At 72.8% G+C, this 24,540-nt stretch carries 23 protein-coding genes and 1 tRNA gene; 10 read left to right on the forward strand and 14 right to left on the reverse strand.

The window, feature by feature from the left end; all coding sequences use genetic code 11:
* The first annotated feature begins 15 nt into the window (after positions 1–15).
* Positions 16–1,347 (forward strand): sensor histidine kinase, encoded by a 1,332-nt coding sequence (locus ACH5HR_RS05540; RefSeq protein ID WP_416476663.1) that lies wholly within the window; start codon positions 16–18, stop codon positions 1,345–1,347.
* Positions 1,344–2,006, forward strand: coding sequence for a response regulator transcription factor (locus ACH5HR_RS05545; protein ID WP_402373476.1), 663 nt, complete (start codon positions 1,344–1,346; stop codon positions 2,004–2,006). Before ACH5HR_RS05540 ends, ACH5HR_RS05545 begins: the two co-directional genes overlap by 4 nt.
* Here ACH5HR_RS05545 and clpB read toward each other — a convergent pair.
* Positions 1,996–4,623 carry an ATP-dependent chaperone ClpB gene (gene clpB / locus ACH5HR_RS05550; RefSeq protein ID WP_416476664.1) on the reverse strand — a complete coding sequence of 876 codons (2,628 nt, stop codon included), beginning with the start codon at positions 4,621–4,623 and terminating at the stop codon, positions 1,996–1,998. The genes ACH5HR_RS05545 and clpB overlap by 11 nt on opposite strands.
* Before the next feature lie 155 nt (positions 4,624–4,778).
* Between clpB and ACH5HR_RS05555 the strand changes: the two genes are divergently transcribed.
* The 4 genes from ACH5HR_RS05555 to ACH5HR_RS05570 all read left to right on the forward strand — a co-directional run bounded on the left by ACH5HR_RS05555 (position 4,779) and on the right by ACH5HR_RS05570 (position 8,839).
* The gene (locus tag ACH5HR_RS05555) at positions 4,779–5,735 is read left to right on the forward strand and encodes an LppM family (lipo)protein (protein WP_416476665.1); all 957 of its coding nucleotides are present in this window, start codon (positions 4,779–4,781) and stop codon (positions 5,733–5,735) included.
* 14 nt (positions 5,736–5,749) lie between these two features.
* On the forward strand, positions 5,750–6,727 hold the full coding sequence (locus ACH5HR_RS05560) for an alpha/beta hydrolase (RefSeq protein ID WP_416476666.1): 978 nt from the start codon (positions 5,750–5,752) through the stop codon (positions 6,725–6,727).
* Positions 6,728–6,794: 67 nt separating this feature from the next.
* Complete coding sequence (locus ACH5HR_RS05565; RefSeq protein ID WP_416476667.1) at positions 6,795–8,327, forward strand: AlkA N-terminal domain-containing protein; 1,533 nt, start codon at positions 6,795–6,797, stop codon at positions 8,325–8,327.
* Entirely contained in the window at positions 8,324–8,839 is a 516-nt protein-coding gene (locus ACH5HR_RS05570) for a methylated-DNA--[protein]-cysteine S-methyltransferase (RefSeq protein ID WP_402373463.1), read from the forward strand. The genes ACH5HR_RS05565 and ACH5HR_RS05570 overlap by 4 nt, the downstream gene beginning before the upstream one ends.
* Before the next feature lie 30 nt (positions 8,840–8,869).
* Here ACH5HR_RS05570 and mnhG read toward each other — a convergent pair whose 3' ends face one another.
* The 8 genes from mnhG to dcd form a co-directional block, all read right to left on the reverse strand.
* Positions 8,870–9,334 carry a monovalent cation/H(+) antiporter subunit G gene (mnhG, locus tag ACH5HR_RS05575; protein WP_416476668.1) on the reverse strand — a complete coding sequence of 155 codons (465 nt, stop codon included), beginning with the start codon at positions 9,332–9,334 and terminating at the stop codon, positions 8,870–8,872.
* Positions 9,331–9,672, reverse strand: a complete 342-nt coding sequence (locus tag ACH5HR_RS05580) for an MrpF/PhaF family protein (RefSeq protein WP_416476669.1) — start codon at positions 9,670–9,672, stop codon at positions 9,331–9,333. Before ACH5HR_RS05580 ends, mnhG begins: the two co-directional genes overlap by 4 nt.
* Complete coding sequence (locus tag ACH5HR_RS05585; RefSeq protein WP_416476670.1) at positions 9,672–10,274, reverse strand: Na+/H+ antiporter subunit E; 603 nt, start codon at positions 10,272–10,274, stop codon at positions 9,672–9,674. The genes ACH5HR_RS05580 and ACH5HR_RS05585 overlap by 1 nt, the downstream gene beginning before the upstream one ends.
* Positions 10,271–11,878 carry a Na+/H+ antiporter subunit D gene (locus tag ACH5HR_RS05590; RefSeq protein ID WP_416476671.1) on the reverse strand — a complete coding sequence of 536 codons (1,608 nt, stop codon included), beginning with the start codon at positions 11,876–11,878 and terminating at the stop codon, positions 10,271–10,273. Before ACH5HR_RS05590 ends, ACH5HR_RS05585 begins: the two co-directional genes overlap by 4 nt.
* Positions 11,875–12,417 (reverse strand): Na(+)/H(+) antiporter subunit C, encoded by a 543-nt coding sequence (locus ACH5HR_RS05595; protein WP_416476672.1) that lies wholly within the window; start codon positions 12,415–12,417, stop codon positions 11,875–11,877. Before ACH5HR_RS05595 ends, ACH5HR_RS05590 begins: the two co-directional genes overlap by 4 nt.
* A complete protein-coding gene (locus tag ACH5HR_RS05600; RefSeq protein ID WP_416476673.1) occupies positions 12,414–15,293 on the reverse strand; it encodes a Na+/H+ antiporter subunit A in 2,880 nt (959 codons plus the stop codon). The genes ACH5HR_RS05595 and ACH5HR_RS05600 overlap by 4 nt, the downstream gene beginning before the upstream one ends.
* A 79-nt stretch (positions 15,294–15,372) precedes the next feature.
* Positions 15,373–16,497 carry a hypothetical protein gene (locus ACH5HR_RS05605; RefSeq protein ID WP_416476675.1) on the reverse strand — a complete coding sequence of 375 codons (1,125 nt, stop codon included), beginning with the start codon at positions 16,495–16,497 and terminating at the stop codon, positions 15,373–15,375.
* A gap of 104 nt (positions 16,498–16,601) precedes the next feature.
* On the reverse strand, positions 16,602–17,177 hold the full coding sequence (dcd, locus tag ACH5HR_RS05610; RefSeq protein WP_402373446.1) for a dCTP deaminase: 576 nt from the start codon (positions 17,175–17,177) through the stop codon (positions 16,602–16,604).
* A 160-nt stretch (positions 17,178–17,337) separates the two neighbouring features.
* On the opposite strand from dcd, the gene ACH5HR_RS05615 reads away from it, so the two are divergent.
* A tRNA-Gly gene (locus tag ACH5HR_RS05615) sits at positions 17,338–17,411 on the forward strand.
* 230 nt (positions 17,412–17,641) lie between these two features.
* Here ACH5HR_RS05615 and ACH5HR_RS05620 read toward each other — a convergent pair.
* Both ACH5HR_RS05620 and ACH5HR_RS05625 read right to left on the reverse strand, forming a co-directional pair.
* The gene (locus tag ACH5HR_RS05620; protein ID WP_416476677.1) at positions 17,642–18,013 is read right to left on the reverse strand and encodes a type II toxin-antitoxin system RelE family toxin; all 372 of its coding nucleotides are present in this window, start codon (positions 18,011–18,013) and stop codon (positions 17,642–17,644) included.
* 2 nt (positions 18,014–18,015) lie between these two features.
* Positions 18,016–18,309, reverse strand: coding sequence for a type II toxin-antitoxin system Phd/YefM family antitoxin (locus ACH5HR_RS05625; protein WP_402373440.1), 294 nt, complete (start codon positions 18,307–18,309; stop codon positions 18,016–18,018).
* 185 nt (positions 18,310–18,494) lie between these two features.
* Between ACH5HR_RS05625 and ACH5HR_RS05630 the strand changes: the two genes are divergently transcribed.
* Both ACH5HR_RS05630 and ACH5HR_RS05635 read left to right on the forward strand, forming a co-directional pair.
* Positions 18,495–18,986: a DUF6328 family protein gene (locus ACH5HR_RS05630; RefSeq protein ID WP_402373438.1), complete on the forward strand. Its 492-nt coding sequence runs from the start codon at positions 18,495–18,497 to the stop codon at positions 18,984–18,986.
* A 135-nt stretch (positions 18,987–19,121) separates the two neighbouring features.
* Positions 19,122–20,441: a hypothetical protein gene (locus ACH5HR_RS05635; protein ID WP_402373436.1), complete on the forward strand. Its 1,320-nt coding sequence runs from the start codon at positions 19,122–19,124 to the stop codon at positions 20,439–20,441.
* A 6-nt stretch (positions 20,442–20,447) separates the two neighbouring features.
* Here the strand turns inward: ACH5HR_RS05635 and ACH5HR_RS05640 are convergent, their stop codons facing one another.
* The 3 genes from ACH5HR_RS05640 to ACH5HR_RS05650 form a co-directional block, all read right to left on the reverse strand.
* Positions 20,448–21,494, reverse strand: a complete 1,047-nt coding sequence (locus ACH5HR_RS05640) for a pirin family protein (protein WP_416476679.1) — start codon at positions 21,492–21,494, stop codon at positions 20,448–20,450.
* Between the two features lie 757 nt (positions 21,495–22,251).
* Positions 22,252–23,253, reverse strand: a complete 1,002-nt coding sequence (locus ACH5HR_RS05645) for a hypothetical protein (RefSeq protein ID WP_416476680.1) — start codon at positions 23,251–23,253, stop codon at positions 22,252–22,254.
* A 67-nt stretch (positions 23,254–23,320) separates the two neighbouring features.
* Entirely contained in the window at positions 23,321–23,875 is a 555-nt protein-coding gene (locus ACH5HR_RS05650; RefSeq protein ID WP_416476682.1) for a DinB family protein, read from the reverse strand.
* Positions 23,876–23,927: 52 nt separating this feature from the next.
* Here ACH5HR_RS05650 and ACH5HR_RS05655 point away from each other — a divergent pair, with 52 nt between their 5' ends.
* Positions 23,928–24,533: a TetR/AcrR family transcriptional regulator gene (locus tag ACH5HR_RS05655; RefSeq protein WP_402373426.1), complete on the forward strand. Its 606-nt coding sequence runs from the start codon at positions 23,928–23,930 to the stop codon at positions 24,531–24,533.
* Positions 24,534–24,540 lie beyond the last annotated feature (7 nt).

Below are 24,540 nucleotides of genomic sequence, written 5' to 3' on the forward strand. Positions count from 1 at the left end.
CGAGAGGCAGCTCGCGTGATCGGCTCCCTGCGCCGGCGTCTCCGCGCCGACCCCACCACGCCCGTCGGCCGCGACGCCGTCCTCGGAGCGGTGGTCGCCGTGCTGACCATCGCGTTCTTCCTGGTGGTCGAGAAGATCGCGCTCGACGACGTCGTCGTCCTGCTCGTCGACCAGGGCACCGACGCGGCGCAGATCGAGGGCCGCGGCCGGTTCGCGGTGGTCGCCGTGATCGTCGCCCAGGCGATGTTCCTGACGCTGCGCCGGCGGTCACCGCTGCTGTGCCTCGCGCTCGTCGCGGGCGCGCAGGTGGCCCTCGTGGCCGTCATGTCCCCGATCATGTCGTTCCAGGCGCCGGCCACGCTCGTCGCGGCCTACTCGGTGGGCGCGTACGCCCGGCGACACGTCGCGCTCGGGTGGGCCGGCGGCGCGGCCGTGGTGCAGACGCTCCTCGGCTTCGTGCTCACCGGGCCCGTCCCCGAGCACCTGCCCGCCACCGGGACGGCCGCGACCCAGCTGTGGACCGGGCTCCTCTCGGCGCTGGTGGCGTACGTGGGCGCGACGCTGATCGGTGTGTACGTGGGCACCCGCCGGGAGCTCGAGACCCAGCTGCGCGGACGTGCCGAGCAGGCGGAGCGCGAACGGGAGGCCCTGGCCTCCCGCGCGGTGCTCGAGGAGCGCAACCGCATGGCGCGCGAGCTGCACGACATCGCCGCGCACCACCTGTCCGGGATCGTCGTCCAGGCCGCCGCGGCGGAACGCCTCGTCGGCACCGACCCGGACCGCGCCCGGGAGTCCCTGCGCTGGATCCGCACCCAGGGGCGCTCCACCCTGGACGACCTGCGGCTCGTCGTCGGCCTCCTGCGGTCCGGGGACCGACCGGACGGCCGGGACGGCAACGACGGGGACGCGCCGCAGCCGACCCTCGCCGACGTGCCGCAGCTGTTCGCGCTCGCCCGCTCCACGGGCGCCGACGTCCACCACGAGACCCGCGGCGAGGAGCGGGACGTCCCGCCCCACACCCAGCGCACCGTCTACCGGGTGCTGCAGGAGTCCCTCGCGAACGCCCGTCGCCACGCCCCCGGGCAGCCCGTCACCGTCGTGCTCGACCACCGGCCGGCCGAGCTCGTGCTCACCGTCCGCAACCGGGTGACCGTGCCCGGCGGCGCGTCGCGCACGGCGGCCGACGGCAGGAGCTCCCGTGCCGCGCCACCGGGGCACGGCCTCATCGGCATGTCGGAGCGCGCCGTGCTCGTCGGCGGGACCCTGGAGGCGGGCGCCACGCCGGACGGCGCCTGGCGGGTGCGGCTGACGGTCCCCCGCGCCGTCGTCACGCAGGAGGCCTCATGACCCGCGTCGTGCTGGTGGACGACCAGAGCGTCGTCCGCGCAGGGTTCGCCGTCATCCTCGGCAGCGAGGGGATCGACGTCGTCGGCGAGGCATCGAGCGGCACGCAGGCCGTCCAGGTCGTGCGCGCGCTGCGCCCCGACGTCGTCTGCATGGACGTGCGCATGCCCGGCGGGGACGGCATCACCGCGACGCGGGAGCTGGCGGGCCCCGGCGTCGCCGACCCGGTCCCCGTGCTCGTGGTGAGCACGTTCGACCTGGACGACTACGTGTTCGGCGCGCTGGAGGCCGGCGCCAGCGGGTTCCTCCTCAAGGACGCCGACCCGGACGTGCTGGTCGACGCCGTCCGGCGGGTGGCGTCCGGCGACGGCCTGGTGGACTCCTCGCTCACGCGCCGGGTCCTCGACGAGTTCGCCCGTCGCCGGGCGCCGGCCGCCCGCGACGACGGCGCGGCCGCCCTCCTGACCCCGCGCGAGCACGAGATCGTGACCCTGCTGTGCCAGGGCTCGTCCAACGCGGAGATCGCCGCCGCGCTGTTCCTCGAGCCCAGCACCGTGAAGTCGCACCTGGGCCGCGCCATGACCAAGACGGGCACCCGCGACCGCGTCCAGCTCGTCGTGTGGGCGTTCGAGCACGGGCTCGCCGGCTCCGTCAGGCGTTGAGCACCTCGGGGGCCACGGTGAGGCCCCCGCCCTCCGGGTCGCGGTCGACCACGACGACGTCGCCGTCGGCCACGTCCCCAGAGAGCAGGAGCCGGGCGAGCCGGTCGCCGATCTCGCGCTGCACCAGACGCCGCAGCGGGCGGGCGCCGTACGCCGGGTCGAACCCCTCGAGCGCGAGCCATTCGCGCGCCGCGTCCGTCACCGTCAGGGTGATGCGACGGTCCGCGAGCCGTGCGGCGAAGGACGCGACCTGCAGCTCGACGATCCGTCCCAGCTCGGTGATCGACAGCGCGTCGAACACGACGACGTCGTCCAACCGGTTGAGGAACTCGGGCTTGAACGACGCGCGCACCGTCGTCAGGACGCTCTCCCGCTTCGTGGCGTCGTCCAGGGTTGGGTCCACGAGGAACTGCGAGCCCAGGTTCGACGTCAGCACCAGGATGGTGTTGCGGAAGTCGACCGTGCGTCCCTGACCATCGGTCAGGCGACCGTCGTCGAGCACCTGGAGGAGCACGTCGAAGACCTCGGGGTGGGCCTTCTCGACCTCGTCGAGGAGCACCACGGAGTAGGGCCGACGGCGCACGGCCTCGGTGAGCTGGCCACCCTCCTCGTAGCCGACGTATCCCGGAGGAGCACCGACCAGGCGCGCGACCGAGTGCTTCTCGCCGTACTCGGACATGTCGATACGGACCATCGCCCGTTCGTCGTCGAACAGGAAGTCCGCGAGCGACTTCGCGAGCTCCGTCTTGCCCACGCCGGTGGGGCCGAGGAACAGGAACGAGCCCGTCGGCCGGTCGGGGTCGGCGACTCCCGCTCGCGAGCGCCGGACGGCGTCGGACACCGTGCGGACGGCGCTGCGCTGCCCGATGAGCCGCTCGCCGATGACGTCCTCCATGGCCAGCAGCTTCTCCTGCTCGCCCTGCAGCATCCGGCCGGCGGGGATGCCCGTCCAGGCCGCGACGACCTCGGCGATCTCGTCGGCGCCGACCTTGTCCGCGATCATCGGGGTCTCCTGGGCGACGTCCTCGGCCGCGGACACGGAGGCTTCGGCCTGCTCGGCCTCGGCGAGCTCGCGCTCGACGGCGGGGATCTCGCCGTACTGGACGCGCGCCGCACCCTCGAGGTCGCCCTCGCGAAGCTTGCGCTCGGCCTCCACGCGGAGCTCGTCGAGCCGGGCGCGCAGGTCACCCACGCGGTTGTGACCGGCCTTCTCCGCCTCCCAGCGGGCGGTCAGCGCGGCGAGCTGCTCGCGCTTGTCGGCGAGGTCGGACCGGAGCCGTTCGAGACGCTCCTGCGAGGTGGCGTCGGCCGAGTTGTCGGCCTCGGAGAGCACCACCTCCTCCATCTCGAGGCGGGTGACGGCACGCTGGAGCTCGTCGATCTCGACGGGCGAGGAGTCGAGCTCCATGCGCAGCCGGGAGGCGGCCTCGTCGACGAGGTCGATGGCCTTGTCGGGGAGCTGGCGGCCGGAGACGTACCGGTCGGACAGGGTGGCGGCCGCGACGAGCGCGGAGTCGGCGATGGTCACCTTGTGGTGGGCCTCGTACCGCTCCTTGAGCCCGCGCAGGATCGCCACGGTGTCCTCCACCGAGGGCTCGCCGACGAACACCTGCTGGAAGCGCCGCTCCAGGGCGGGATCGGTCTCGATGTGCTCGCGGAACTCGTCCAGCGTGGTGGCGCCGACCATCCGCAGCTCGCCGCGGGCGAGCATGGGCTTGAGCATGTTGCCCGCGTCCATGGCGCCCTCCCCGCCGGCGCCGGCACCCACGACGGTGTGCAGCTCGTCGATGAAGGTGACGACCTCGCCGTCGGACGAGGCGATCTCCTCCAGGACGGCCTTGAGCCGCTCCTCGAACTCGCCGCGGTACTTCGCGCCGGCGACCATGCCGACCAGGTCGAGCGCGACGAGGCGCTTGCCCTGCAGCGACGTCGGCACGTCGCCGGCGACGATGCGCTGGGCGAGACCCTCGACGACGGCCGTCTTGCCGACGCCCGGGTCACCGATCAGCACAGGGTTGTTCTTGGTGCGGCGGGACAGCACCTGCACCACGCGCCGGATCTCGGCGTCCCGGCCGATGACCGGGTCGAGCTTGCCGTCGCGGGCGCGCTCGGTGAGGTCGGTGCCGTACTGCTCCAGGGCCTTGTAGGTCCCCTCGGGGTTCGGGCTGGTGACCCGCGCGGAGCCGCGGACGGCGGGAAGTGCGGCGCGCAGGGCGTCGGCGGTCGCGCCGGACGCCGTCAGCGCCTGCGCGGCCGAGGACTGCCCGGCGGCGAGGGCGATGAGCAGGTGCTCGGTCGAGACGTACTCGTCGCCGAGCGCCTCGGCCTCCTGCGCGGAGGTGGTCAGGACGGACTGCATCGACCGCGACGGCGCGGGCTGGGCGACGCCCTCGCCGCTCACGGTGGGCAGGGCCACGAGCGCGGCGCGCGCCTTCTGGCCGATCTGCTGCGGGTTGGCGCCGACTGCTTCGAGGAGGCCGACGGCGACCCCGCCGGACTGCTGCAGCAGCGCCGCGAGCAGGTGGGCGGGCTCGAGCTGGGGGTTGCCCGCCGCCGACGCCGACTGCACGGCGTCGCCGATGGCCTGCTGCGACATCGTCGTGAACTTGGTGTCCATGGATCCTCCGTGTCCGCTCCTGGGTGCTGCCGAGATCAACCACCGCAAAGTTGAGTCTAATCCACTCAACCCTGTGGTGCATCACGCCGGGACGCCCCCGGGACGATCTGCCGCCAGCGCGTGCCACCGCCGCTCCCGTGGGCGATGCTGGACGGGTGCAGACACCCACCCGAGGCCGAGGCCGCCTCCGCACCGCCGTCGTCGCCCTGCTCGCCGCCGTCGGGCTGTTCGCCCTCGCCGGCTGCATGAAGGTCGACATGGACATGACCCTGTCGGACGACGACACCGTCTCGGGCTCACTGACCATGGCCTTCTCCGACGAGCTCGCCAGCACCATGGGCATGGACCCGCAGGAGCTCTGGGACCAGGCCGGCGGCGAGATCGCCAGCGACCTGCCGGAGGGTGCGACCCAGGAGCCGTACGCGGACGGCGAGTACACCGGCACCACGATGACCTTCAGCGACATGCCGATCGACGAGCTCTCCGGCGCCGGCACCGAGGAGCTGTCCATCACCCGCGAGGGCGACGAGTACGTCATCCAGGGCACCATGGACATGACCGACGACACCGGGCAGCTCGAGTCCCTGCCGGGCGGCGTCGCGGAGAGCTTCGACGTCCGGCTGGCCGTCACGTTCCCGGGCGAGATCACCGACACGAACGGCACCGTCGACGGCAGCACGGTCGAGTGGCGTCCCGCGATGGGCGAGAGCACCGAGATCTTCGCCCGCGGCGAGGCCGGCGGAGGGTTCGGCTCCGGGTTCCCGTGGTGGATCGTGGGCGTCGTCGTGGGTCTGGCCGTGATCGCACTCGTCGCGGTCCTCGTCGTGCGCAACAACCGCCGCCCCGGCACCGCGCCGGCCGGGACCGCGCCGGCCGGGACCGTCCCGCCCGGCGGGGCGCAGGCGCCGAACCCGTACATGCCCGGCGGCACGCCGCCCCAGCCCGGTTCGCCGCTCAGCCAGCCGCCCGTGGCCACGCCGGCACAGCCGCCGGTCGCTTCCCCGCAGCCGCCGGCGGAGCCGCCGCACCCGGCCTCCGAGCCGCCGCAGGCTCCCCGCGGCGCACCGGAGGAGCCGGGCGAGCCGGGCGAGCGCCCTGACCCGCCGCGCTGAGTAGGCTCGGCCGGATGATGCCCGCAACCGGCCCGACCGCAGCAACCCCGGAACCGGCCGCCTGGCACCCCGACCTGCTGGGCGACGGTTTCGAGGCGCGCACGCTGTCGCTGCCCGACGGCGCCGAGGCCACCCTCGTGCGGTACACGCTCTCGGTGGCACCCGGGGGTCACCCGGCGCGGGTGGCCGTGCTGGCGGTGCACGGGTTCGTGGACTACTTCTTCCACCCGCACGTGGCCCGCGCGCTCGCCGCCGGAGGGTACGCGTTCTACGCCGTGGACCTGCGCGGGCACGGACGCTCCTGGGACGCCCACGCGGCGGCGGGCCGCGACCCGAACCAGGTGCCGGACATCGCCGTCTACGCCCAGGACCTGGACGCGGCCGCCGCCGCCGTGCGGGAGGCGGGGCACGAGCGGCTCGTCGTGCTCGGCCACTCCACGGGCGGTCTGGTCGCCCCGCTGTGGGCCGCCGCCCGGCCCGGCCGAGCGGACGCCCTGGTGCTCAACAGCCCGTGGTTCCGGCTCAACAAGCCCCGCCTCACGCGGTGGGCGGCGACGGCGATGGTGGAGACGGTCGCTCCCGTGGCGCCCCGGACCGTCGTGAGCCACCTGGTCGCGGACTACGCCCGCGCCCTGCACGCGGCGCACGGCGGCGAGTGGGAGTTCGACCCCGCCTGGAAGTGGCACGAACCCTTCGCCGTGCGGGCGGCGTGGCTGCGCTCCGTGCTGCGGTCCCAGCGGCGGCTCGCCCGCGGCCTGGACCTGGAGGTCCCGGTGCTGGTGCTCGCCTCCGACCGGTCCAGCCGCGACGAGCACCTGACGACCGACAGCGTGCTGGACGTGGAGCACATGCGGTCGGTCGCACCGGCGCTCGGCGACGACGTCAGCCATATGACGATCCGCAGCGGCGCCCACGACCTGGCGCTCTCCCCCGCTCCGGCCCGCGACGAGTTCCTGGGCGCCGTCGTCGACTGGCTCGACGCGTCCGTCTGAGCGCGGCTCGCCGTCATGTCCGATTCCCGCTAGCCCTGCGCCGCTGCCACGCGCGAGGATGGGTCTCGTGACCATCCAGACCGCACCGGACCCGGTGTTCGCCGAGCGCTACCGAGCGATCGCCGCACGCGACGTCCGGTTCGACGGCCAGTTCTTCACCGCCGTGCACACCACGGGCATCTACTGCCGCCCCTCCTGCCCGGCCCGCACGCCGCGCCCCGAGAACGTCTCCTTCTACCTCACGAGCGCCGCCGCGCACGGCGCCGGGTACCGCGCCTGCAAGCGCTGCCTGCCGGAGGCCACGCCCGGCACCCCGGCCTGGGACCTGCGCGGTGACCTCGCGGGCCGCGCCATGCGGCTCGTCGCCGACGGCGTCGTGGACCGCGAAGGCGTCGACGGCCTGGCCGCGCGCCTCGGGTACAGCCCTCGGCACGTGTCCCGGGTGCTGCGGGAGGATCTCGGCGCCGCACCCCTCACCCTCGCCCGGGCGCACCGCGCGCAGACCGCCCGCACGCTGCTGACCAGCACCGACCTTCCCGTCGCGGACGTGGCGTTCGCCGCCGGGTTCGGCAGCATCCGCCAGCTCAACGACACCGTCCGGGAGATCTTCGCGACCACGCCCACGGAGCTCCGGGCGCGTCGCGCCGGCGCCGCCCTCGCGTCCGCCCGGACCGCACCGGAGACCGCCGACCGCGTGCGCCTGCACGTCACGCTGCCCGTGCGGGAACCCTTCGACGCCGCCGGGACCGTCGCCTACCTGGGGGCGCGCGCCGTCGAGGGCGTCGAGACCGCCACGACCGACGGCCCCGAGGTCACCTACGCCCGCACGCTCCTGCTCCCCCACGGACCGGGAGCCGTGCACGTGAGCGCCGGCGCCGCCGTCGGCCCCGGACGGGTGGCGCTGCGCCTTGAGCTCGCGTCCCTGCAGGACGTCGCCACCGCCGTCGCCCGCGTGCGGCGCCTGCTCGACCTCGACGCCGACCCGGTCGCCGTGGACACCGCACTCGGCGCCGACCCCGCGCTCGCCGCGAGCGTCGCCGCGACGCCGGGCACCCGCGTCCCGGGAGCCGCCGACCCGCACGAGCTGGTGGTGCGCGCCATCGTCGGCCAGCAGATCTCCGTCGCGGCCGCCCGCACCCACCTCGGCCGTCTCGCCGCGGCGGCCGGCACGCCGTACGACTCCGGGTTCGCCGGCCTGACGCGGCTGTTCCCCACGGCGGGACAGGTCGCCGACGACGACGGCACCCACCTCGCGCTGCCCACCCGCCAACGGCAGACGGTCACCGCCACCGCCCGCGCGCTGGCCGACGGCACACTCGACGTCGGCGTCGGCGCCGACGCCGCCACCCTGCGCACCGACCTGGAGACCCGCCCCGGGATCGGCCCCTGGACGTCCGGGTACGTCGCGCTACGCGTGCTGGGACATCCCGACACCTGGCTCACCGGCGACGTGGCGCTGCGGGCCGGCGCCCGCGCCCTCGGGCTGCCCGACGACCACCGCGCGCTCGCCGAGCGCGCCGACTCCTGGGCGCCCTGGCGCTCCTACGCCGCCCGGCACGTCTGGCGTGCCGCCGCCCCGATCGGAAGGACCCTCGCATGACCGCCTCGACCACCCTCGACACGCCCGACGGCCCGTTCACGATCGTCGCCGACGACGGCGTCGTGCTCGCCTCCGGCTGGACCGACGACGTCGCGTCACTGCTCGCGCTGATCCACCCCGGCCTGCTGCCGGGCGGCGCGGACGTCCCCGCCGTGGCCGAGTCGGCCCCTGAGGTGGCGGGCCCCGCCACGGCGGTGCGTGCCTACTACACCGGCGACCCGACCGCCGTCGGGCAGGTGCCCGTGCGGCAACGCTCCGGCCCCTTCCGCCAGCACGCGTGGGAGGTGCTGCGCACCGTGCCCGCCGGCGCCCCGCTCACCTACACCGAGTACGCCGACCGGGCGGGACGGCCCGCAGCCGTGCGCGCCGCCGCCGGGGCGTGCGCCCGCAACGCCGCCGCGCTGTTCGTCCCGTGCCACCGGGTGCTGCGCAGCGACGGCACGCTCGGCGGCTTCCGCTACGGACTGCTTATCAAGGAGGCGCTGCTCGCCCGCGAACGCGCCGCGGCCTGATCGCCCAGCGGTCCAGGTGCGGCTCAGCGGTCAGCTCTCCTGGGGCCGCCGGGCGGGACCGTCCGCGTGGTCGTCGTCGTACGCGTCGTCGTCTTCGTCGTCTTCGTCGGCGTCGTCTTCGTCGTCGTACGGGTCGTCGTCGGCCTCTTCGGGCATCTCGTTCGGGTAGAGCGCCGCCTCGTCCACCTTGCCCGTGCGGAATCCCGCGCGGCTGAGCAGGTGGGCCGCGACCGGTGCCGTCGCCAGCTGGAACACCGCCACCAGCACGAGCATGGAGACCGCCGACCAGCTGCGCACCCGCAGGGCGAGGGCCAGGAGGAGCAGGAGCAGCCCGAGCACCTGCGGCTTGGTCACGACGTGCATCCGGTCGAGCAACGTCGGGAACCGCAGGACGCCGACGCCGGCTGCGAACGTCAGGAAGGCGCCGACCAGGAGGCACAGCGCCGCCACGACGTCCATGATCGTCGTCCACGTGCTGGCGTCGACCTCGGTCATGAGCGCCCCTCCTCGTCGGCCGGGCCGGTCTCGCGAGGCGCACCGGCCTCGGGCGGCGGGTCCCAGGCGGACCGGTCAGCCTGTGCCGCACGGGCGCCGAACCGGGAGATGACCACCGAGCCGACGAATCCCACCAGGGAGAACGCCAGCAGGATCGGCACCGTCTCGGTGCGGCGCGACCAGACCGCCTCGATGGCGATCGCGCACACCAGGCTCGCCGTGAACAGGTCCAGCCCGAGCGCCCGGTCGAGCATGGTGGGGCCACGCTCCACGCGTACCAGCGCCATCAGGGCGGCGCAGGTGACCAGCACCGCCGCGATCACGACGACCACGATCATCAGCTTCCCACCTCTCGCTGGTCCGCCGACCGCTTGGCGAGCCCGGTCCGCTCGAGGACGGCGTCAGCGGCGAAGGCGCGCAGCACGCGCTCCTCGAGCTGCTGGACGTTGCGTCGTACGCCCTCCGGCCCGCCCGAGCTGTCGATGTCCAGCACGTGCACGAACACTCGGCCCGTCCGCCGGCTGGCCTCCACCGCGAGCGACCCGGGCACCAGGGTGGCCAGGATCGCCGTGAGCGTGAGGAGGACGTCGTCCGGGTTGCGCAGCTGCACCCGGACGATGGCGCCCTCCGGACCCGGTCCGGGACGCAGCGCCGTCCAGGCGATCTGGAGCGACGCGACGACGAGGTCGGCGACGAACCGCAGCGCGAGGCGGCAGAACGGCAGGACCCGGAAGTGCGCGTCGGCAGGGACCGGCGGCAGGGGGAAGGCGATCACCACCACGACACCGAGCGCGGTGCCCGCGATGACGTTGGCCCAGGAGAGGTCGCCCCAGAGCAGCACCCAGACGGCGGCGAGCATCGCCACGGCCGGCCACTGCGTGATCGGGTTCTTCAGCCTGCGCCGCACGGCACGGGTGCGACGGCGCCGTTCATCGGTCATGAGCCCTCGTCCTCCTCGGAGACCTCCACCGACTCGCCCTGGCCACGCTCCGCACCGCCCGGGTACACGGCGTTGACATAGGTGAAGCCGTCCATCGAGGTTCGTGCGGCCCGCTCCGCGTACCCGTAGAGCGGCCCGGCGACCACGGTCAGCGCGAGGCCGAAGGCGACGAGGGCGCCCGTCGGCAGCACCAGCCCTCGGGGCAGGGCGCGGTCGCGGACGATGTCGGACGGCGCATCCTGCCAGAACGCCTTGTTCCACGCCTTCACCACGGCGTAGAGCGTCAGCAGCGACGTGGCGACCGAGCCCAAGACCAGCGCCCACGCGAGGCCGGACCCGTCCCGCACGCCCTCGGTGATCAGCCCGACCTTGCCGAGGAACCCGGAGAACGGCGGGATGCCCGCGAGGTTCATCGCCGGGACGAAGAACAGGATCGCCAGGACGGGGGCGAGCCGGGCGAGACCACCCAGCCGGTCCAGCGACGTGGACCCGCCCCGCCACTCGACGAGGCCGACCACGAGGAACAACGCCGTCTGGACAGAGATGTGGTGCACGACGTAGAAGATCGCGGCCGCGGTGCCCGCCTCGGAGGCGAGGGCGACACCGAAGATCATGAACCCGATGTGACTGACCAGGGTGAACGACAGCAGCCGTTTCACGTCGTTCTGCGCGACGGCACCGAGGATGCCTATCAGCATCGTGGCCAGCGCCAGGGCCATCAGCACCTGGTCGACGGCAGCACTGCTTGGAAACAGCAACGTCTGGGTCCGTAGGATCGCGTAGACGCCCACCTTGGTCAGCAGGCCGGCGAAGACCGCCGTCACCGGTGCGGGCGCCGTCGGGTAGGAGTCCGGGAGCCAGGCGGCCAACGGGAAGATCGCCGCCTTGATGCCGAACGCCAGGAGCAGCAGCACCTGCAGCGCGACCCGCACCGTGGGGTCGATCTCGGGCAGGCGCTCGGCGAGCTGCGCCATGTTCACGGTGCCCGTCGCGCCGTAGATCAGCGCGATCGCCGTGAGGAAGAGCAGTGACGACATGACCGTCACGACGATGTACACCGATCCCGCGCGGACCCGTTCGGCGGTGCCACCGAGCGTCAGCAGCACCGACGACGCCGCGAGCAGGATCTCGAAACCGACGTAGAGGTTGAACAGGTCGCCGGTCAGGAACGCGTTGGCGACGCCGGCGGCGAGCACCAGGTAGGTCGGGTGGAAGATCGCGACCGGGATGGTGCCGCCCACGCGACCGTCCCCGGACGGCTCGTCCTCCCCCTCCGCGATGCCCTGCCCGAGCGAGTAGAGCAGCACGCACAGCAGCATCACGCCGCTCACCGTGACCATGAGGGCGGACAACCTGTCCGCCACCAGCGCGATACCGACGGGCGCCGCCCAGCCACCGACGTCGACCACCACCGGGCCGTTGTCAGCAGCCCAGATCAGTGCCGCCGATGCCGCCGTCGTGACGGACAGCGCCGCGACGCTGACGATCCGCTGGACGTTGGCGTACCGGTGCAGGGCGAGCGTCAGGCCGGCGGCGAAGAGCGGCACCAGCACGGGCAGGGGGACGAGGGTGTGGACGGACCACAGTGTTGCGGTGTCGATCATCGCGGTCCCTCCCCGGGCTCCGGCTCGTCGCCGTCGCCACGTTCGCGCTCGACACGTTCCCGCTCGGCGCGCTCCACGACCTCGTCGTAGAGCCCGGCGGCCTCCTCGTCGAGCGTCTCGCCCGTCTCCGCCGCGTCGGTGTCGACGAACGCCGGCTCGTTGACGGCCGCCTGGCGCGCCACCCGCCGGTCCTCCACGTCGTCAGCGACCTCGTCGTGGCCGTGGAGCTGCCACGAGCGGTACGCCATCGCCAGGATGAAGGCCGACAGGGCGAGCGTGATGACGATCGCCGTGAGGATCATCGCCTGCGCGAGCGGGTCGCTCATCCGGACGGTCGGCGGCGCGTTGCCCACGATGGGCGAGGCACCGGCGCGGCCGCCGGCCACGAGAAGCATGAGGTTGGCGCCGTTGCTCAGCAGGATGATGCCGAGCAGCACCCGGGTGAGCGGCCGTTCCAGCAGCAGATAGACGCCGGCGCCGAACAGCACCCCGACGGCGAGGACGAGCACGAGGGACGGGGTGTTCTCCAGGACGATCATGAGGCCACCTCGGTGCGTGCGCCGGGCCGGGCGGGGGCCTCGCTCTGGCGGTCGATCTCGGCGCCCAGCGTGCGCAGCAGGTCGAGGACCAGGCCGACGACCACGAGCATCACACCGATGTCGAAGAAGAGCGACGTCACCAGGTGCACCGTGCCCAGGACGGGGACGTGCAGGTCGATGATGACGCTCTGCAGGACTTCGTTGCCCGTCAGCAGCGCGGCGAGACCGACCCCCGCGGAGAGGAAGAGGCCGGTGCCGAGCAGCAGGCCGGGCTGCAGGGGCAGCGCCTCACCCAGCTCGTACCTGCCGCCCGCCAGGTAGCGCACGGTCAGCGCGATGCCCACCATCAGGCCGGCAGCGAATCCTCCGCCGGGGTAGTTGTGCCCGCTGAACAGCAGGAACAGCCCCACCACGACCATGGCGTGGAAGATGAGGCGGGTGACCACCTCGAACATCACCGAGCGCCGCTCGGGGTCCAGGGTGCGTCCGGCCGCGATCCACACATCTCGGGTCTGCTCGTCCGTGGCGTCGCCGTCCACCTGCGACAGCCGCAGCATCTCCCCGCTGCGCTGCCGCAGGAAGACCATCGAGGCGACGCCCGTGGCCGCGACGAGGATCACGGAGATCTCCCCGACGGTGTCCCACGACCGGATGTCGACCAGCGTCACGTTGACGATGTTGTTCCCGCCGCCGTACTCCACGGCCTCCTCGGGGAAGTCCACGCTGATCGGGTCGGCGACCCGCGCCAGCGGAGCGGTGAACGTCAAGGCCATCATGACCGCGCCGGTGGTGATGGCGAGGGCGAGGCGCACCCAGCGGCTGGCCGGCAGGGGACGGTCGGAGAAGTACGACGGCATCCGGCGCAGGACCAGCACCAGGACGACGAGGGTCACGGTCTCGGTCAGCACCTGGGTCAGCGCCAGGTCCGGCGCGCCGTGCAGGAGGAACAGCCCGGCGTTGGCGTAGCCCGCCACACCGACCATCACGACGGCCTTGAGCCGCCGTCGTGCGCGGGTGGCGAGGATCGCCGCGATCACGACCACCACCACGACGACAGCCTGCGCGGGCTGGTCCCAGCCGATCGCCCTGGGCTCCACGGTGGTTCCGAGCAGCAGGCCGGACGCGATCACCGCTCCCGGCGCCAGCGCCAGCACCACGAGGATGATGCCCAGGTAGACCGGCAGGGAGCCGCGCTGCGTCGCACCGGTGACGTCGGCCGCGAGGTCGTCCAGGCGGCGCATCGTCCGGCGGTACACCAGGTCGGCCGCCCGCGGCGACCAGATGCGGTCCTGCAGGCGCTCGATCCGCTGCCGCTGCCAGAACAGCACGCCGCCACCGGCGAGCACCAGGGCCGACAGCCCGAGCGCCGGTGTCAGCCCGGCCCAGAGGACGAGGTGTCCGGGCTCGCCCGCGGGATACTCGTCGGCGTAAGGGCCGAGCAGCCGCTCGCCCAGCGCAGGGGCGAGCCCGGCGAGGAGCCCGAGCAGGCCGAGCGTGAGAGGGGGCAGGACAAGCATCCACGAGCGGCGGTGCACCGGCGTCGGCTCGTGCTCCGCGCCGTCGGCGGCCCGCTTCGTCGCGAACGCGCCCCACAGGAACCGCAGGCTGTAGGCGACCGTCAGCCCGGATCCGACGACGACGGCGACCAGTGCCGTCACCATGTACGCGCCACCGCCGTGCGTCGCGTCGTGCCAGAGCCCTTCGAGCGCCGCCTCCTTCGCCACGAAACCCGCGAACGGCGGCAGGCCGATCATCGAGGCGGTGGCGAGCGCGGCAGCCGTGGCCGCCACCGGCATCGAGCGCCACAGACCGGAGAGCTTGCGCATGTCCCGGGTGCCCGCGGCCACGTCCACCGCGCCGGCCACGAGGAACAGTGCGCCTTTGAACATCGCGTGCGCGCCCAGCATCGCGAGCCCGGCGAGCGCGAGCGCGCGGCTCTCCATGCCGACCAGCAGCACGATCAGCCCGAGCTGCGAGACGGTTCCGAAGGCCAGGATGAGCTTGAGGTCGTGCTGGCGCAGCGCCCGGTAGCCACCGAGCAGCAGCGTGCCACCACCCAGGAAGAGGACGAGCCAGCGCCAGACGGCCGCGTCGGCGAAGGCGGGGGCGAACCGGGCCACCAGGTAGACGCCGGCCTTGACCATCGCCGCGGCGTGCAGGTAGGCGGAGACCGGTGTGGGGGCGGCCATCGCGGCCGGCAGCCAGAAGTGGAACGGGATGAGTGCTGCTTTGGTTGCGGCGCCCGCCAGCAGGCACACGATGGCGACGACGGCGGGGGCACCGGTGGGTGGATTCGCCACCACCTCCGAGATGCGCCAGGTGTCCGCGGCGACCCCGAGCACGATGAGGCCGACCAGCATCGCCAGCCCGCCCGCCGTCGTGATGACGATCGCCTGCATGGCGGCCCGGCGGGAGGCTTTGCGGTCCGCGTAGTGCCCGATCAGCAGGTAGGAGAAGACCGTGGTCAGCTCCCAGAAGATGAACAGGAGCAGCAGGTCGTCCGCCGTGACGACGCCGATCATCGCGCCGGCGAAGGCCGTCAGGACGGCGGCGAACCGGCCGGTGCCCTCCGCGTCCCGGGAGAAGTACGCCGAGCAGTACACGAGCACGAGGGCTCCGACACCGCCGACGACGACGAGCATCAGCCACGACAGCGTGTCGAGCCGCAGGTCGATCGAGAGATCGAGGCCGGGGACCCACGGCGTGCTCGAGACGGGGAAGTCGCCCGCCTGGACGCGACCCGTGCTGGCCAGGGCGTAGGCCGCGGCCGCAGCAGGACCGATGGAGAGCACCCAGAACGCCTGCCGTCCCAGCCGGGCGACCAGCGCCGGCGCGGCGAGCGCGAGCGCGAAGGTGAGCAGCAGGACCGGCAGCACAGGTCTCCGTCCGTCAGGGGGCGGGGGAGGCTTTACTCTATCCGATCGGCCGGGTTGGCCGTGACGCGCTGCGCCGCTCCTAGAGGTCCTCGGGCGCCAGCAGGAACTCCGACTCGTCCGCGATCTCGCCGCCGACGGCCCCCTGGATCGCGGCCGCGACCTTTCCGACGAGGTCCGCCGCACGGCGTCGTGCCACCACGAGCGCAGGCTGCGGGAACTCACGCTGGGCCTCGTGCAGGTCCGGCGGGTCCCACACGACGCGGTAGCAGATGGCGCCGCCGGCCGCCCACGGCAGCTCCTTGACGAGGAGCGGCAGCACCTCGTCGCCGCTGACCTCCACTGTGACGTATCCGTCATGGCCGAGGTCGATCGTGAGGCCGTAGCCGTCCAGCACCACCGGCTCCTGGAGCGCCGCGATGTCGAAGTCGTCCGCCTTGGCGTGCAGCTCGCGGCGCACGTCGGGATCCATCTTCTCGCCCGGGTAGAGCGGCTTGTCGGCGATGCCAGGAGGCGGGCCCTGGTAGTCGGCGCCCTCCGTGGCGAGCACGGCGCGCGGGTGCACCTCCTGCATGACCCGGTGAGCGGCCTGCGGGTCCAGCCAGATGTCGGACCAGACCGTGAGGTCGACGGCAGCACCCGGGTCCGGGGTGAGCACGACGCCGGCACCCGGGCCACGCCGTGCGGCCTCCGCCGGGTCCCACAGTGCGGCGACGTCGAGCCGCGCCGAACCGCCCAGCCGGCGGGCCGCCGCGACGAGCCAGGCGACGACGCGCTCCTCCTCGCGGTTCGGCAGCCCCGCGGGGAAGGCCCGGGCGATCCCGTCGCGGTCCCCTCCCCCGGGGAACGGCGGGTCGTCCCAGCGCTCCCGCGGGGTGATCACGTCGAACACCATCTCGGTGCTGCTGGGCAGCCCGAGGTCCATGCCGTCGGCCCGCGGGGCGTAGGGGCCGTGGACGTGGCTGTGGCGACTCAGCCGCAGCACGCCCGGCTCCCCCGGTGCAGCGATCCGGCCGGCCGGCAGGTCGGCACCGGGCAGCGTGGCCGGCGCCACGTCCCAGCGCGCGCCCGAGAACCGGGACATCGCCAGCACCTCGACCTCGTCGACCTGGACGTCGGCGGGCACGGCCAGCAGGTGCCGGGCCTGGTGACCCTGCGTGGTCGCACGAGGCAGCGGTGGCAGGGACGGTGACGCCTGCTTGGCCATCTGACGGAGCTCCTTCCGGGACCGGGGCGCCGCGTCGTACCTGGTCGTGGACCCCGCGCGGCGGGACCGAGCGTACCGACGTCGGCCACCCCGGTAGTACGCGCTCATACGTCCGAGCGGTGGAAGGACTTCCAGGACCGGCTCGCCGTCGGGCCACGCTGGCCCTGGTAGCGCGAGCCGTAGCGCTCCGAGCCGTACGGGTGCTCGGCCGGCGAGGAGAGCCGGAAGAAGCAGAGCTGGCCGATCTTCATCCCCGGCCACAGGGTGATCGGCAGGGTCGCCACGTTGCTCAGCTCGAGGGTGACGTGCCCTGAGAAGCCGGGGTCGATGAAGCCCGCCGTGCTGTGCGTCAGCAGGCCGAGCCGCCCGAGGCTGGACTTCCCCTCCAGCCGCGCGGCCACGTCGTCGGGCAGCGTGACGGCCTCGTACGTGGAGCCGAGGACGAACTCGCCCGGGTGCAGCACCATGGGCTCCTCGGGGTCCACCTCGACGAGGCGGGTGAGCTCGGGCTGCTCCTGCGAGGGATCGATGTACGGGTACCGGTGGTTGTCGAACAGCCGGAAGAACCGGTCGAGCCGCACGTCGATGCTCGACGGCTGGACCATCGCCGGGTCGTAGGGATCCAGGGCGACGCGCCCGGCGTCGAGCTCGGCACGGATGTCGCGGTCGGAGAGCAGCACGTGGACACGGTAGTCGGCCGCACCTGGCCGTGCACCGTGGTCTCGCAGGGCGGGTCCGTCGGTGCCCCGCGAGGGCCGGCGCCGTGCGGCGCGCACCCCGGTTTCGGCGTCGGGCGGGGTGTTGGGTATGATCGGGACGCGCATCGTCGTGAACGATCGTGCGGGTGTAGTTCAATGGTAGAACTTCAGCTTCCCAAGCTGATAGCGCGGGTTCGATTCCCGTCACCCGCTCCAGCAGGTTTCCGCAGGTCAGCGACTTCGCAACGGGGTCATGCACCGTCTGCGAACTTCCTCCCGGGTCATCCCGACGGGCCGACATGGGCGCGACCGACGGGTTGATCCTCGGGGAAGTGGTCGAGGGCGCCAAGGAGCAGCGGGCCTACCCATAGCGATCGCCCTCCCTCGACGAGTACGGCGACGCCCCACCGACCCTGTTGCGGGGGCGGCACCCTCTGGCCCGGCGACTACGGGCGGGAAGGTTCCCAGGCAGTGTCGAGGATCTTCTGGATGAGCGCCGCCATCTTGTCGTCGCTGTACAGCTTGATGCGCGACTTCGCGAGCTCGTAGCACTCGCCGTCGACGCGGTTCCCGACGACCCACACCACACAGACCGTGCCGTCTTCCTCGACGCGATAGATGATCCGGTAGTCCCGATCGCCCACGACGAGCTTGCGGAAGGTCGCGAGGTTCCCTCCGGTCCTGCTGCCGAGCGGGGCGCCGCGTTGTTCGGGGGATTCCTCAAGCTTCTTCATGGCCTTGAGGACCAATTTCCGGGCGGACCCGTCGAGGTCGCGGACATCGTCTCGCGCCTCGTCGGTCAGTAGGACCTTCGCCACGATCAGTCCTGATCAACGAGGTCGATGTCGAACTCGGCTGCGACGTCGTCGAGGGTGTGGCGGACCCCGCTGTCGGTCAGGGTCCGGGTGTAGGCGATCGCTAGCATTCGCAGGTCCTCCTCCAGTTCTTCGACCCTGTCGAGTCGTTCCATCGTCCGCACGGACACGAGTGCGGCGGTGGGCTCGTTGTTCTTGAGGACAACCACAGTCCGGCCGTTCGCGACGTCGCTGGTGAGACGGCCGAGGCTGCGTCCGGCTTCGGTGACACTGAGCATGTCGCGGGTGTCGGTTCTCATGGGACTCTCTCTTCGTCTCCTGCCGGGCATCGGGCCCCGGGATATCTGTCACAGAATTCTATGCAGAATCTGTCGCACTTGAGGTCACGTTTTGGTCACAACGCGCGAGACGCCTGACCGGTGCGGCGTACGACCCGCGGTGGCACCATGAGAGCGCAGCGGAGGACGGGAGCGAGGAGGGCACGATGGCCGACAGCGCCGGGATGCCGGAACGGCGTCCGGACGGCCGCGAGGAGTCGCCGGAGGAACGGTCGGACCGCAACTGGGTCGAGCTCCTCCAGGAGCTCCGGGTCATGCAGACGGGCGTGCAGATCCTCACCGGGTTCCTGCTGATCCTGCCCTTCCAGTCCCGGTTCCAGGACCTCGACGCGTTCCAGCGCAACGTCTACCTGGCCGACCTGCTCACCTGCATCCTGGCCACGGGACTGTTCGTCGCGCCTGTCGCGATCCACCGGGCGCTGTTCCGCAAGCACCTCAAGCTGTCGGTCGTGACGGTCGGCGACCGCATGACCCGCGTCGCCCTGGTGCTCCTCGCCGTCGCGCTGTCCTGCACCGCGCTGCTCGTGTTCGACGTGGTCCTGGACCGCACCGCGGGACTCGTCGTCGGCAGCGGGTGCGCCGTGCTGCTGCTGGGGCTCTGGGCGGTGCTGCCCATGGTCGTCCGACGCCGACACTGAAACATATAACAGGCGAAAAGGACATTCCTTCTCGACAGGCACGTTCCGCACTTCATCGATACGCTCCGACAAATCGATGTCGATCGGCTCGGGGGCCTCGATATGTCGCTTCGCTTTCCTGTCGTCGCCACTATCGTGGGCGCTCTTCTCCTGGTCGACGCCACCGCTGCCACGGCTTCGCCTGATCTGCGGGATCCGCACTCCGGCAGCCCGGTGACCTGGGAGTCCACCGTCGACTCGTCACGATTCGGACGGTCGTCGGCGAACGACGGCATCCGTGCGCTCTCGACGGCCGCCACCACCAGCACGAAGCGGCACACGGTCCAGGTCGTCGTCGCGACGCCGAAGAACATCCCCAAGAAGCGCGTGAAGAAATGGGTCCGCGGTACCGACGTCGACCGGCTCCTGAAGAAGACGTCGAGCTACTGGTCGAAGCAGTCCCGCGGCAAGGTGAAGTTCGTCCGGTCGGGAAAGGTGCGTCGCATCAACACGGGCGACGGGGCGTGCCGCACCACCAAGCAGGTGCTCAAGCAGGTCAAGCGCGGCGGCAAGAAGCACTACGGCAAGGGTTGGTACAGCTCGAGCACCCGCGGGCCGGACCGCCGCGCCCACCTCGTGGTGCTCTTCCCCTACCGCAGTGGCGACTACCCGGGCGGCTCCCGTTACGGCAAGACCTGCCGCGGGAAGGTCGGCCTCGGCTCGATGCCGTCCAAGGCCGGGCGCAACTCACCGGGCGGATGGACGTTCTCGCTCTTCGGCGGGCCGAACGGTCAGCGTTCCGGGCAGCGGTGGAACCACCCCCAGTACGAGAAGGGCGTGGCCACGCTCGCCCACGAGCTCGCGCACAACATGGGCCTCGAGCACTCGGGTGTCGGCTGGTGCCGGGGCAAGGCGGACGGGAGCTTCTCGAGCAAGCGCTGCGGCGCCGCCGAGGGCCTGGACCCGCTCGACCTGATGGGGGCCGAGTTCGCCGCGGACGGCGTCCCCTCGCTCTCCGGCGCCCAGAAGCGCCGGCTGGGCGTGCTGCCGACATCCGAGCAGCGATACATGAGCAAGAAGAAGGGCAGCCGGACCGTGACCCTCACCGCGCGGGACCGGGACACGAAGCGGCCCACGCTGGTCCGCGCCCGTGACCCGCGCACGGGCGACGTCTACTTCATCGAGCTGCGGCGCAAGGAGTCCGGCGTGCGCTACCCGTACACGCGGCTGCCCTACCGGGCGTCCTCCGACTACACGGTGCGGTACGGCGTCACCGTCAGCCGGCTGGCGCCCAAGAGCTCCAGGTGGGCCTACCCGGGAGAGCATCTCGTGGTGCCGATGGGCCGGGAGTCGAAGCGGCGCTCGACCATGAAGCAGGGGCAGACGTTCACCAGCCGCAGCGGCCACCTGAAGATCAAGGTGGTCGACGTCGGCAAGGGGAAGAAGAACGCGAAGCTCCGGATCACCTTCCGCTGACGGCGGTCACTCCCCCGGACGCCGGCGGGGGCGGAGCCGGACGTCCGGGAGGGCGGGAGCACGCAGCGGTCCGCTCGCGTACCCGTCGACCCGCCCGAAGCGCCGCCCCGCCGATCCCTCCTCGTAGTCCGTGCCGCCGTCGTCCCCCTCGGCGACCTGCGCGGACCAGTCGGCGCGCGCCTGGACGATCTCCTCGTGGCTGCGCCCCACGAAGTTCCACCACATGACGACGTCCTCGCCGAACGGCGTACCGCCGATGAGCACGGCCCGGACCGGCGGGGCGCCGGCCGCCACGACCAGCCGGGTGCGTCCCGGACCGGAGTAGGCGAGCGCGCCGACCGGCACGGGCACGTCCTCGAGCCGGGCGTCCCCTGCGTCGACGAGGAGCCCGTGCTCGAACCCGGGGTCGACGTCGAGCTCGACCGACGCCCCGGCGTCGAGGTCGAGCTGTGCCCCCACGAGCGGCGTCCACGTGCGGGCCGGGGAGACCAGCGCCTCGCCGGCCACCCGCAGCGTGCCCATGAACACCTGCACCCGGGCGCCCTCGTGCGTGGCCACCGGCAGGTCGGCGTGGTGCTCGAAGGTGGGCTCGCCGTCCTTCGCCTCGCGCGGCAGCACGGTCCAGAGCTGGACGCCGTGCAGGGTCGGCGGCCGCGGGTGCTCGGCCGTCCCCTGCGGCGACTCCTCCGAGTGCGAGATGCCCCGGCCGGCCGTCATGAGGTTGAGCTCGCCCGGGCGCACGGTCCGCAGCGAACCGACGGAGTCGCGGTGCAAGACCTCGCCGGCGAACAACCAGCTCACGGTCTGCAGGCCGATGTGCGGGTGGGGCGGTACCTGCATGCCCGCGGACACCGACACGTCGTCCGGGCCGTAGTGGTCGCAGAAGCACCAGGCACCGATCAGGGACCGGCGGCGCTGCGGGATGGTGCGGCGGACGTTCATGGCGCGCGGGCCGCCGAGCGGGACGTCGCGCGCCTCCAGCAGCTCGATCCCGCCGACGGCACGTCCGGCCTCGCACACCTGCTCGGCGGGACGCGTCTCGAGGTTGCTCATGGGCCCGAGGCTACGCGCGGTCGCGCTCCCACGGACGGCCGAGGCCCCCCGGGGCGGCCGGGGGGCCTCGGCATCACCGCGTTCCCCGGCGATCGCTGTCGGGGCGCTGCGTCGACGTCACAGCTCCGGACCCCCTGCCGACCCGGTCGAGGCCTGACGCGTCGTCGCCCCGGCCGGCCCGTTCTCCGCAGAGGCCCCCGGACGCGGCTGGTCTTCCGGCGCCGCCGGACACCCGTGTCGTCACCCACGGCCCGCACTCGGTGCGGATCGGCCCGTCGTTCTCCGGTCGACCTTCGTCCCGACGGCCTGCGCCCCTCCCACGTCACCGTGATCCGAGCCACATTCTGTCGAGACCGATAGCCACGTTTCTAGACCCGCTGGAGAAGGTCTGCAAGGGGTGCGCGGAGGAAGATTTTCAGTCACAGGTTCATCCACAGCGGGACGCCCGGAATCCCCACGCCGTCCACACCCCTGTGGACAAAATCTGTGGACGACACGCCCGCTCCGGCGCGCCGCCCGCATGCACGGCGGCGAGGTAGCGCCCAGGTTGTCGTCCGGCGGAACAGCGTGGTAACAGCGAGGACCCGCGAGATTCCGCGGATCCGGAACCTTCGGGCGGGCCGTCCCGATCGTCCGGCTCACGCCGCGGCGCGAGGGAGAAACCGGTGTTCACCAGCATCGGCGCTGGTACCGGTACCTGCTGTGGACTCTCCACACGCCTGTGGACAACATCGTCGTCATCCCCCGCAGGCTCGGGTCAGACCCAGGCGCGCGACGACGCGCGCTGGTCCTCGGACGTGCGCCGCTCGATCTCCGCCGTCGTCGCCAGGAACGCCCCGTCGTCGACCATCGCCCCGCCGACCTTCGCGTGCAGCAGGAGCGTGAGCCGGGCGATCATCGCCCGCATGCGCGAACGGGCGATCACGTGGACGCCCGAGGGCTGCTCGAGGCCCAGCTCGTAGGGGTCCTGCGGCACCCACACCATCCGGTAGGCGTGCGGGCCGTACTCGGTCGGGTCGAGGTCGACCAGGGCGCGCGGCACCCGGTCCACGCGCTCCGACTCCACCACGACCGTGCCGTCGTAAGGCGTGCGCGCCGCCAGGCGCACGGGCGCCGCCCCCGGGGCCGGCGGCGGCTCCTCGTCCGCCGTCGCGACGACCGAACGCAGCAGACCGAGCAGCTCGGGGGGCGGGAGCGGGTGCACCGCGTAGAGGGTGAGGTCCACGGCGCTCGTGGGGTCGGGGTGCAGGAGCTGGCGTCCGTCGGCGAGCAGCACCCCGCCGGTCTTGCGCGCCACCGCGACGCCCCACTGGACCAGCCGCAGCTCCTCGCCGTCGGGCAGGCCGGCCGCGAAGACCCGGGCGATGCCGTCCCGGTCCTCCGTGGTCGCCGGCCGGCCGACGCGTGCGTCGGGCGTGCCGTCGACGCGGCCGAGCGCGTAGACCGCGGCGCGCCCGGTCAGCCCTGCCTGGGGCGACTGCGACTCGCTCACCGCGAACGGCCCCGCGGCGCCGTGCTCGTCGCCGACGCCGAGGACGCCGGGACCGACCTGCGGCTCCGGTGCGGCGGCCATGCCCCGGAAGCGGGCGCCGCCCCTGGCGCGCGGGGCGACCTCGGCCCGCGGTTCCTTCAACCACCGCACCTCGGGGAACCAGGCGTCGGCGAGGGACCGGACGCGGTCGGGTCCCCACACCTCCGGCACCACGAGCAGGTGGTTCGTGGCGTGCTCAGGCGGGACGAGCGTCTGCGTGTACGACATGACGCGCAAGGTACTCCTCCCCGTCGCTCCCCATCAGCCCCGTCTGTGGCGAGCAGGTGACGGCGGGTCAGGCGCGCACGTCGTGGAGGTGGTGCGCCACGTCGTGCAGGAAGTACCGGCCGAAGGTCCGCACGGTGAAGGTGGACCCGTTGGAGCGCCGTCCGACCCGCTCGAGCTGGTCGGCGCGCACGGCGTCGAACCGGTCCGCCACCGCGTCGCCGGCGGCGGCGAGCTCGGTGGCGACGGTGCCGGGATCGGCCTGCGCGTAGCCTCCGGCGAGCGCCGCCGCGTCCTGGTCCCAGTCCGGGAACCCCGCGCCGTCGGTCTCCAGGATGAGCGCGAGCCGCCCGTCGAAGACCCGGAAGACGTCGCGCACGTGGGCTGCGTACTCCAGCGGCGACCAGACCCCCGGGGCGGGCCGACGGCGGACGTCGGGCCGGGCGAGCACGGCCTGCCACGCCGGCACGGCCGACCGGACGGCGTCGCCGACGGCGAGGGGGTCGACGGCGAGGGGGTCGAAGCCGCACTCGTCGCACCGTCGCTCGACGACCCCCGTCCAGTCCTTGGTGTCGGGCACGATGCCGTCGTCCTGCGGTTCCTGGCCAGCGGTGTCATCAGTCACAACGGCGAGGATAGCGACACGCGTCCTGACACCGCTTGCCTATGATGTCAGCATGCCCAAGATCATCGGGAAGAGTCTGCACGAGCACCGGCAGATGACTCGGCACAAGCTGTTCACGGCGTTGTCCACGCTCATGGCGGAGCGCGGGTTCGACACGATCACGCTGGCCGACATCGCGACCGCCGCCGGGGTGGGGCGCACCGCGGTCTACAACCACTTCTCCGACAAGGAGGCGCTGCTCCTCGGGTTCATCACGCACGAGACCGAGCAGTACGCCCTGACGCTCGAGCGGGCGCTGGCCGAGGTCCGCGACCCCGTCGAACAGCTGCGCACCTACATCCGCCAGCAGGCCCAGCTCGCGCGGGTCTTCCACCTGGCCCCCGGCCCCGACCTGCGCACCGTGCTGTCCCGGTCGACCCAGGCGAGGCTGCGCGAGCACGCCGAGATCGTGGAGTCGATCCTCAAGCGGATCCTGCACGAGGGCATCGACGTCGGGTCGTTCCCGCGCCAGGACATCGAGCCGACGGTCCAGCTCGTCAACGCCTGCCTGTCGGGTCGGCTCATCCCCGAGGAGCCCGCAGCCCGGGAACGCGCCATCAGCGCGGCGGAGACGTTCGTGCTCCGCGCCGTGGGAGCCCGGCCGGCCCTGGCCGCCTGACCGGCAG

Origin of the sequence: Isoptericola maris, assembly GCF_048065335.1 — a bacterium.
GTDB classification, from domain to species: domain Bacteria; phylum Actinomycetota; class Actinomycetes; order Actinomycetales; family Cellulomonadaceae; genus Isoptericola; species Isoptericola rhizosphaerae.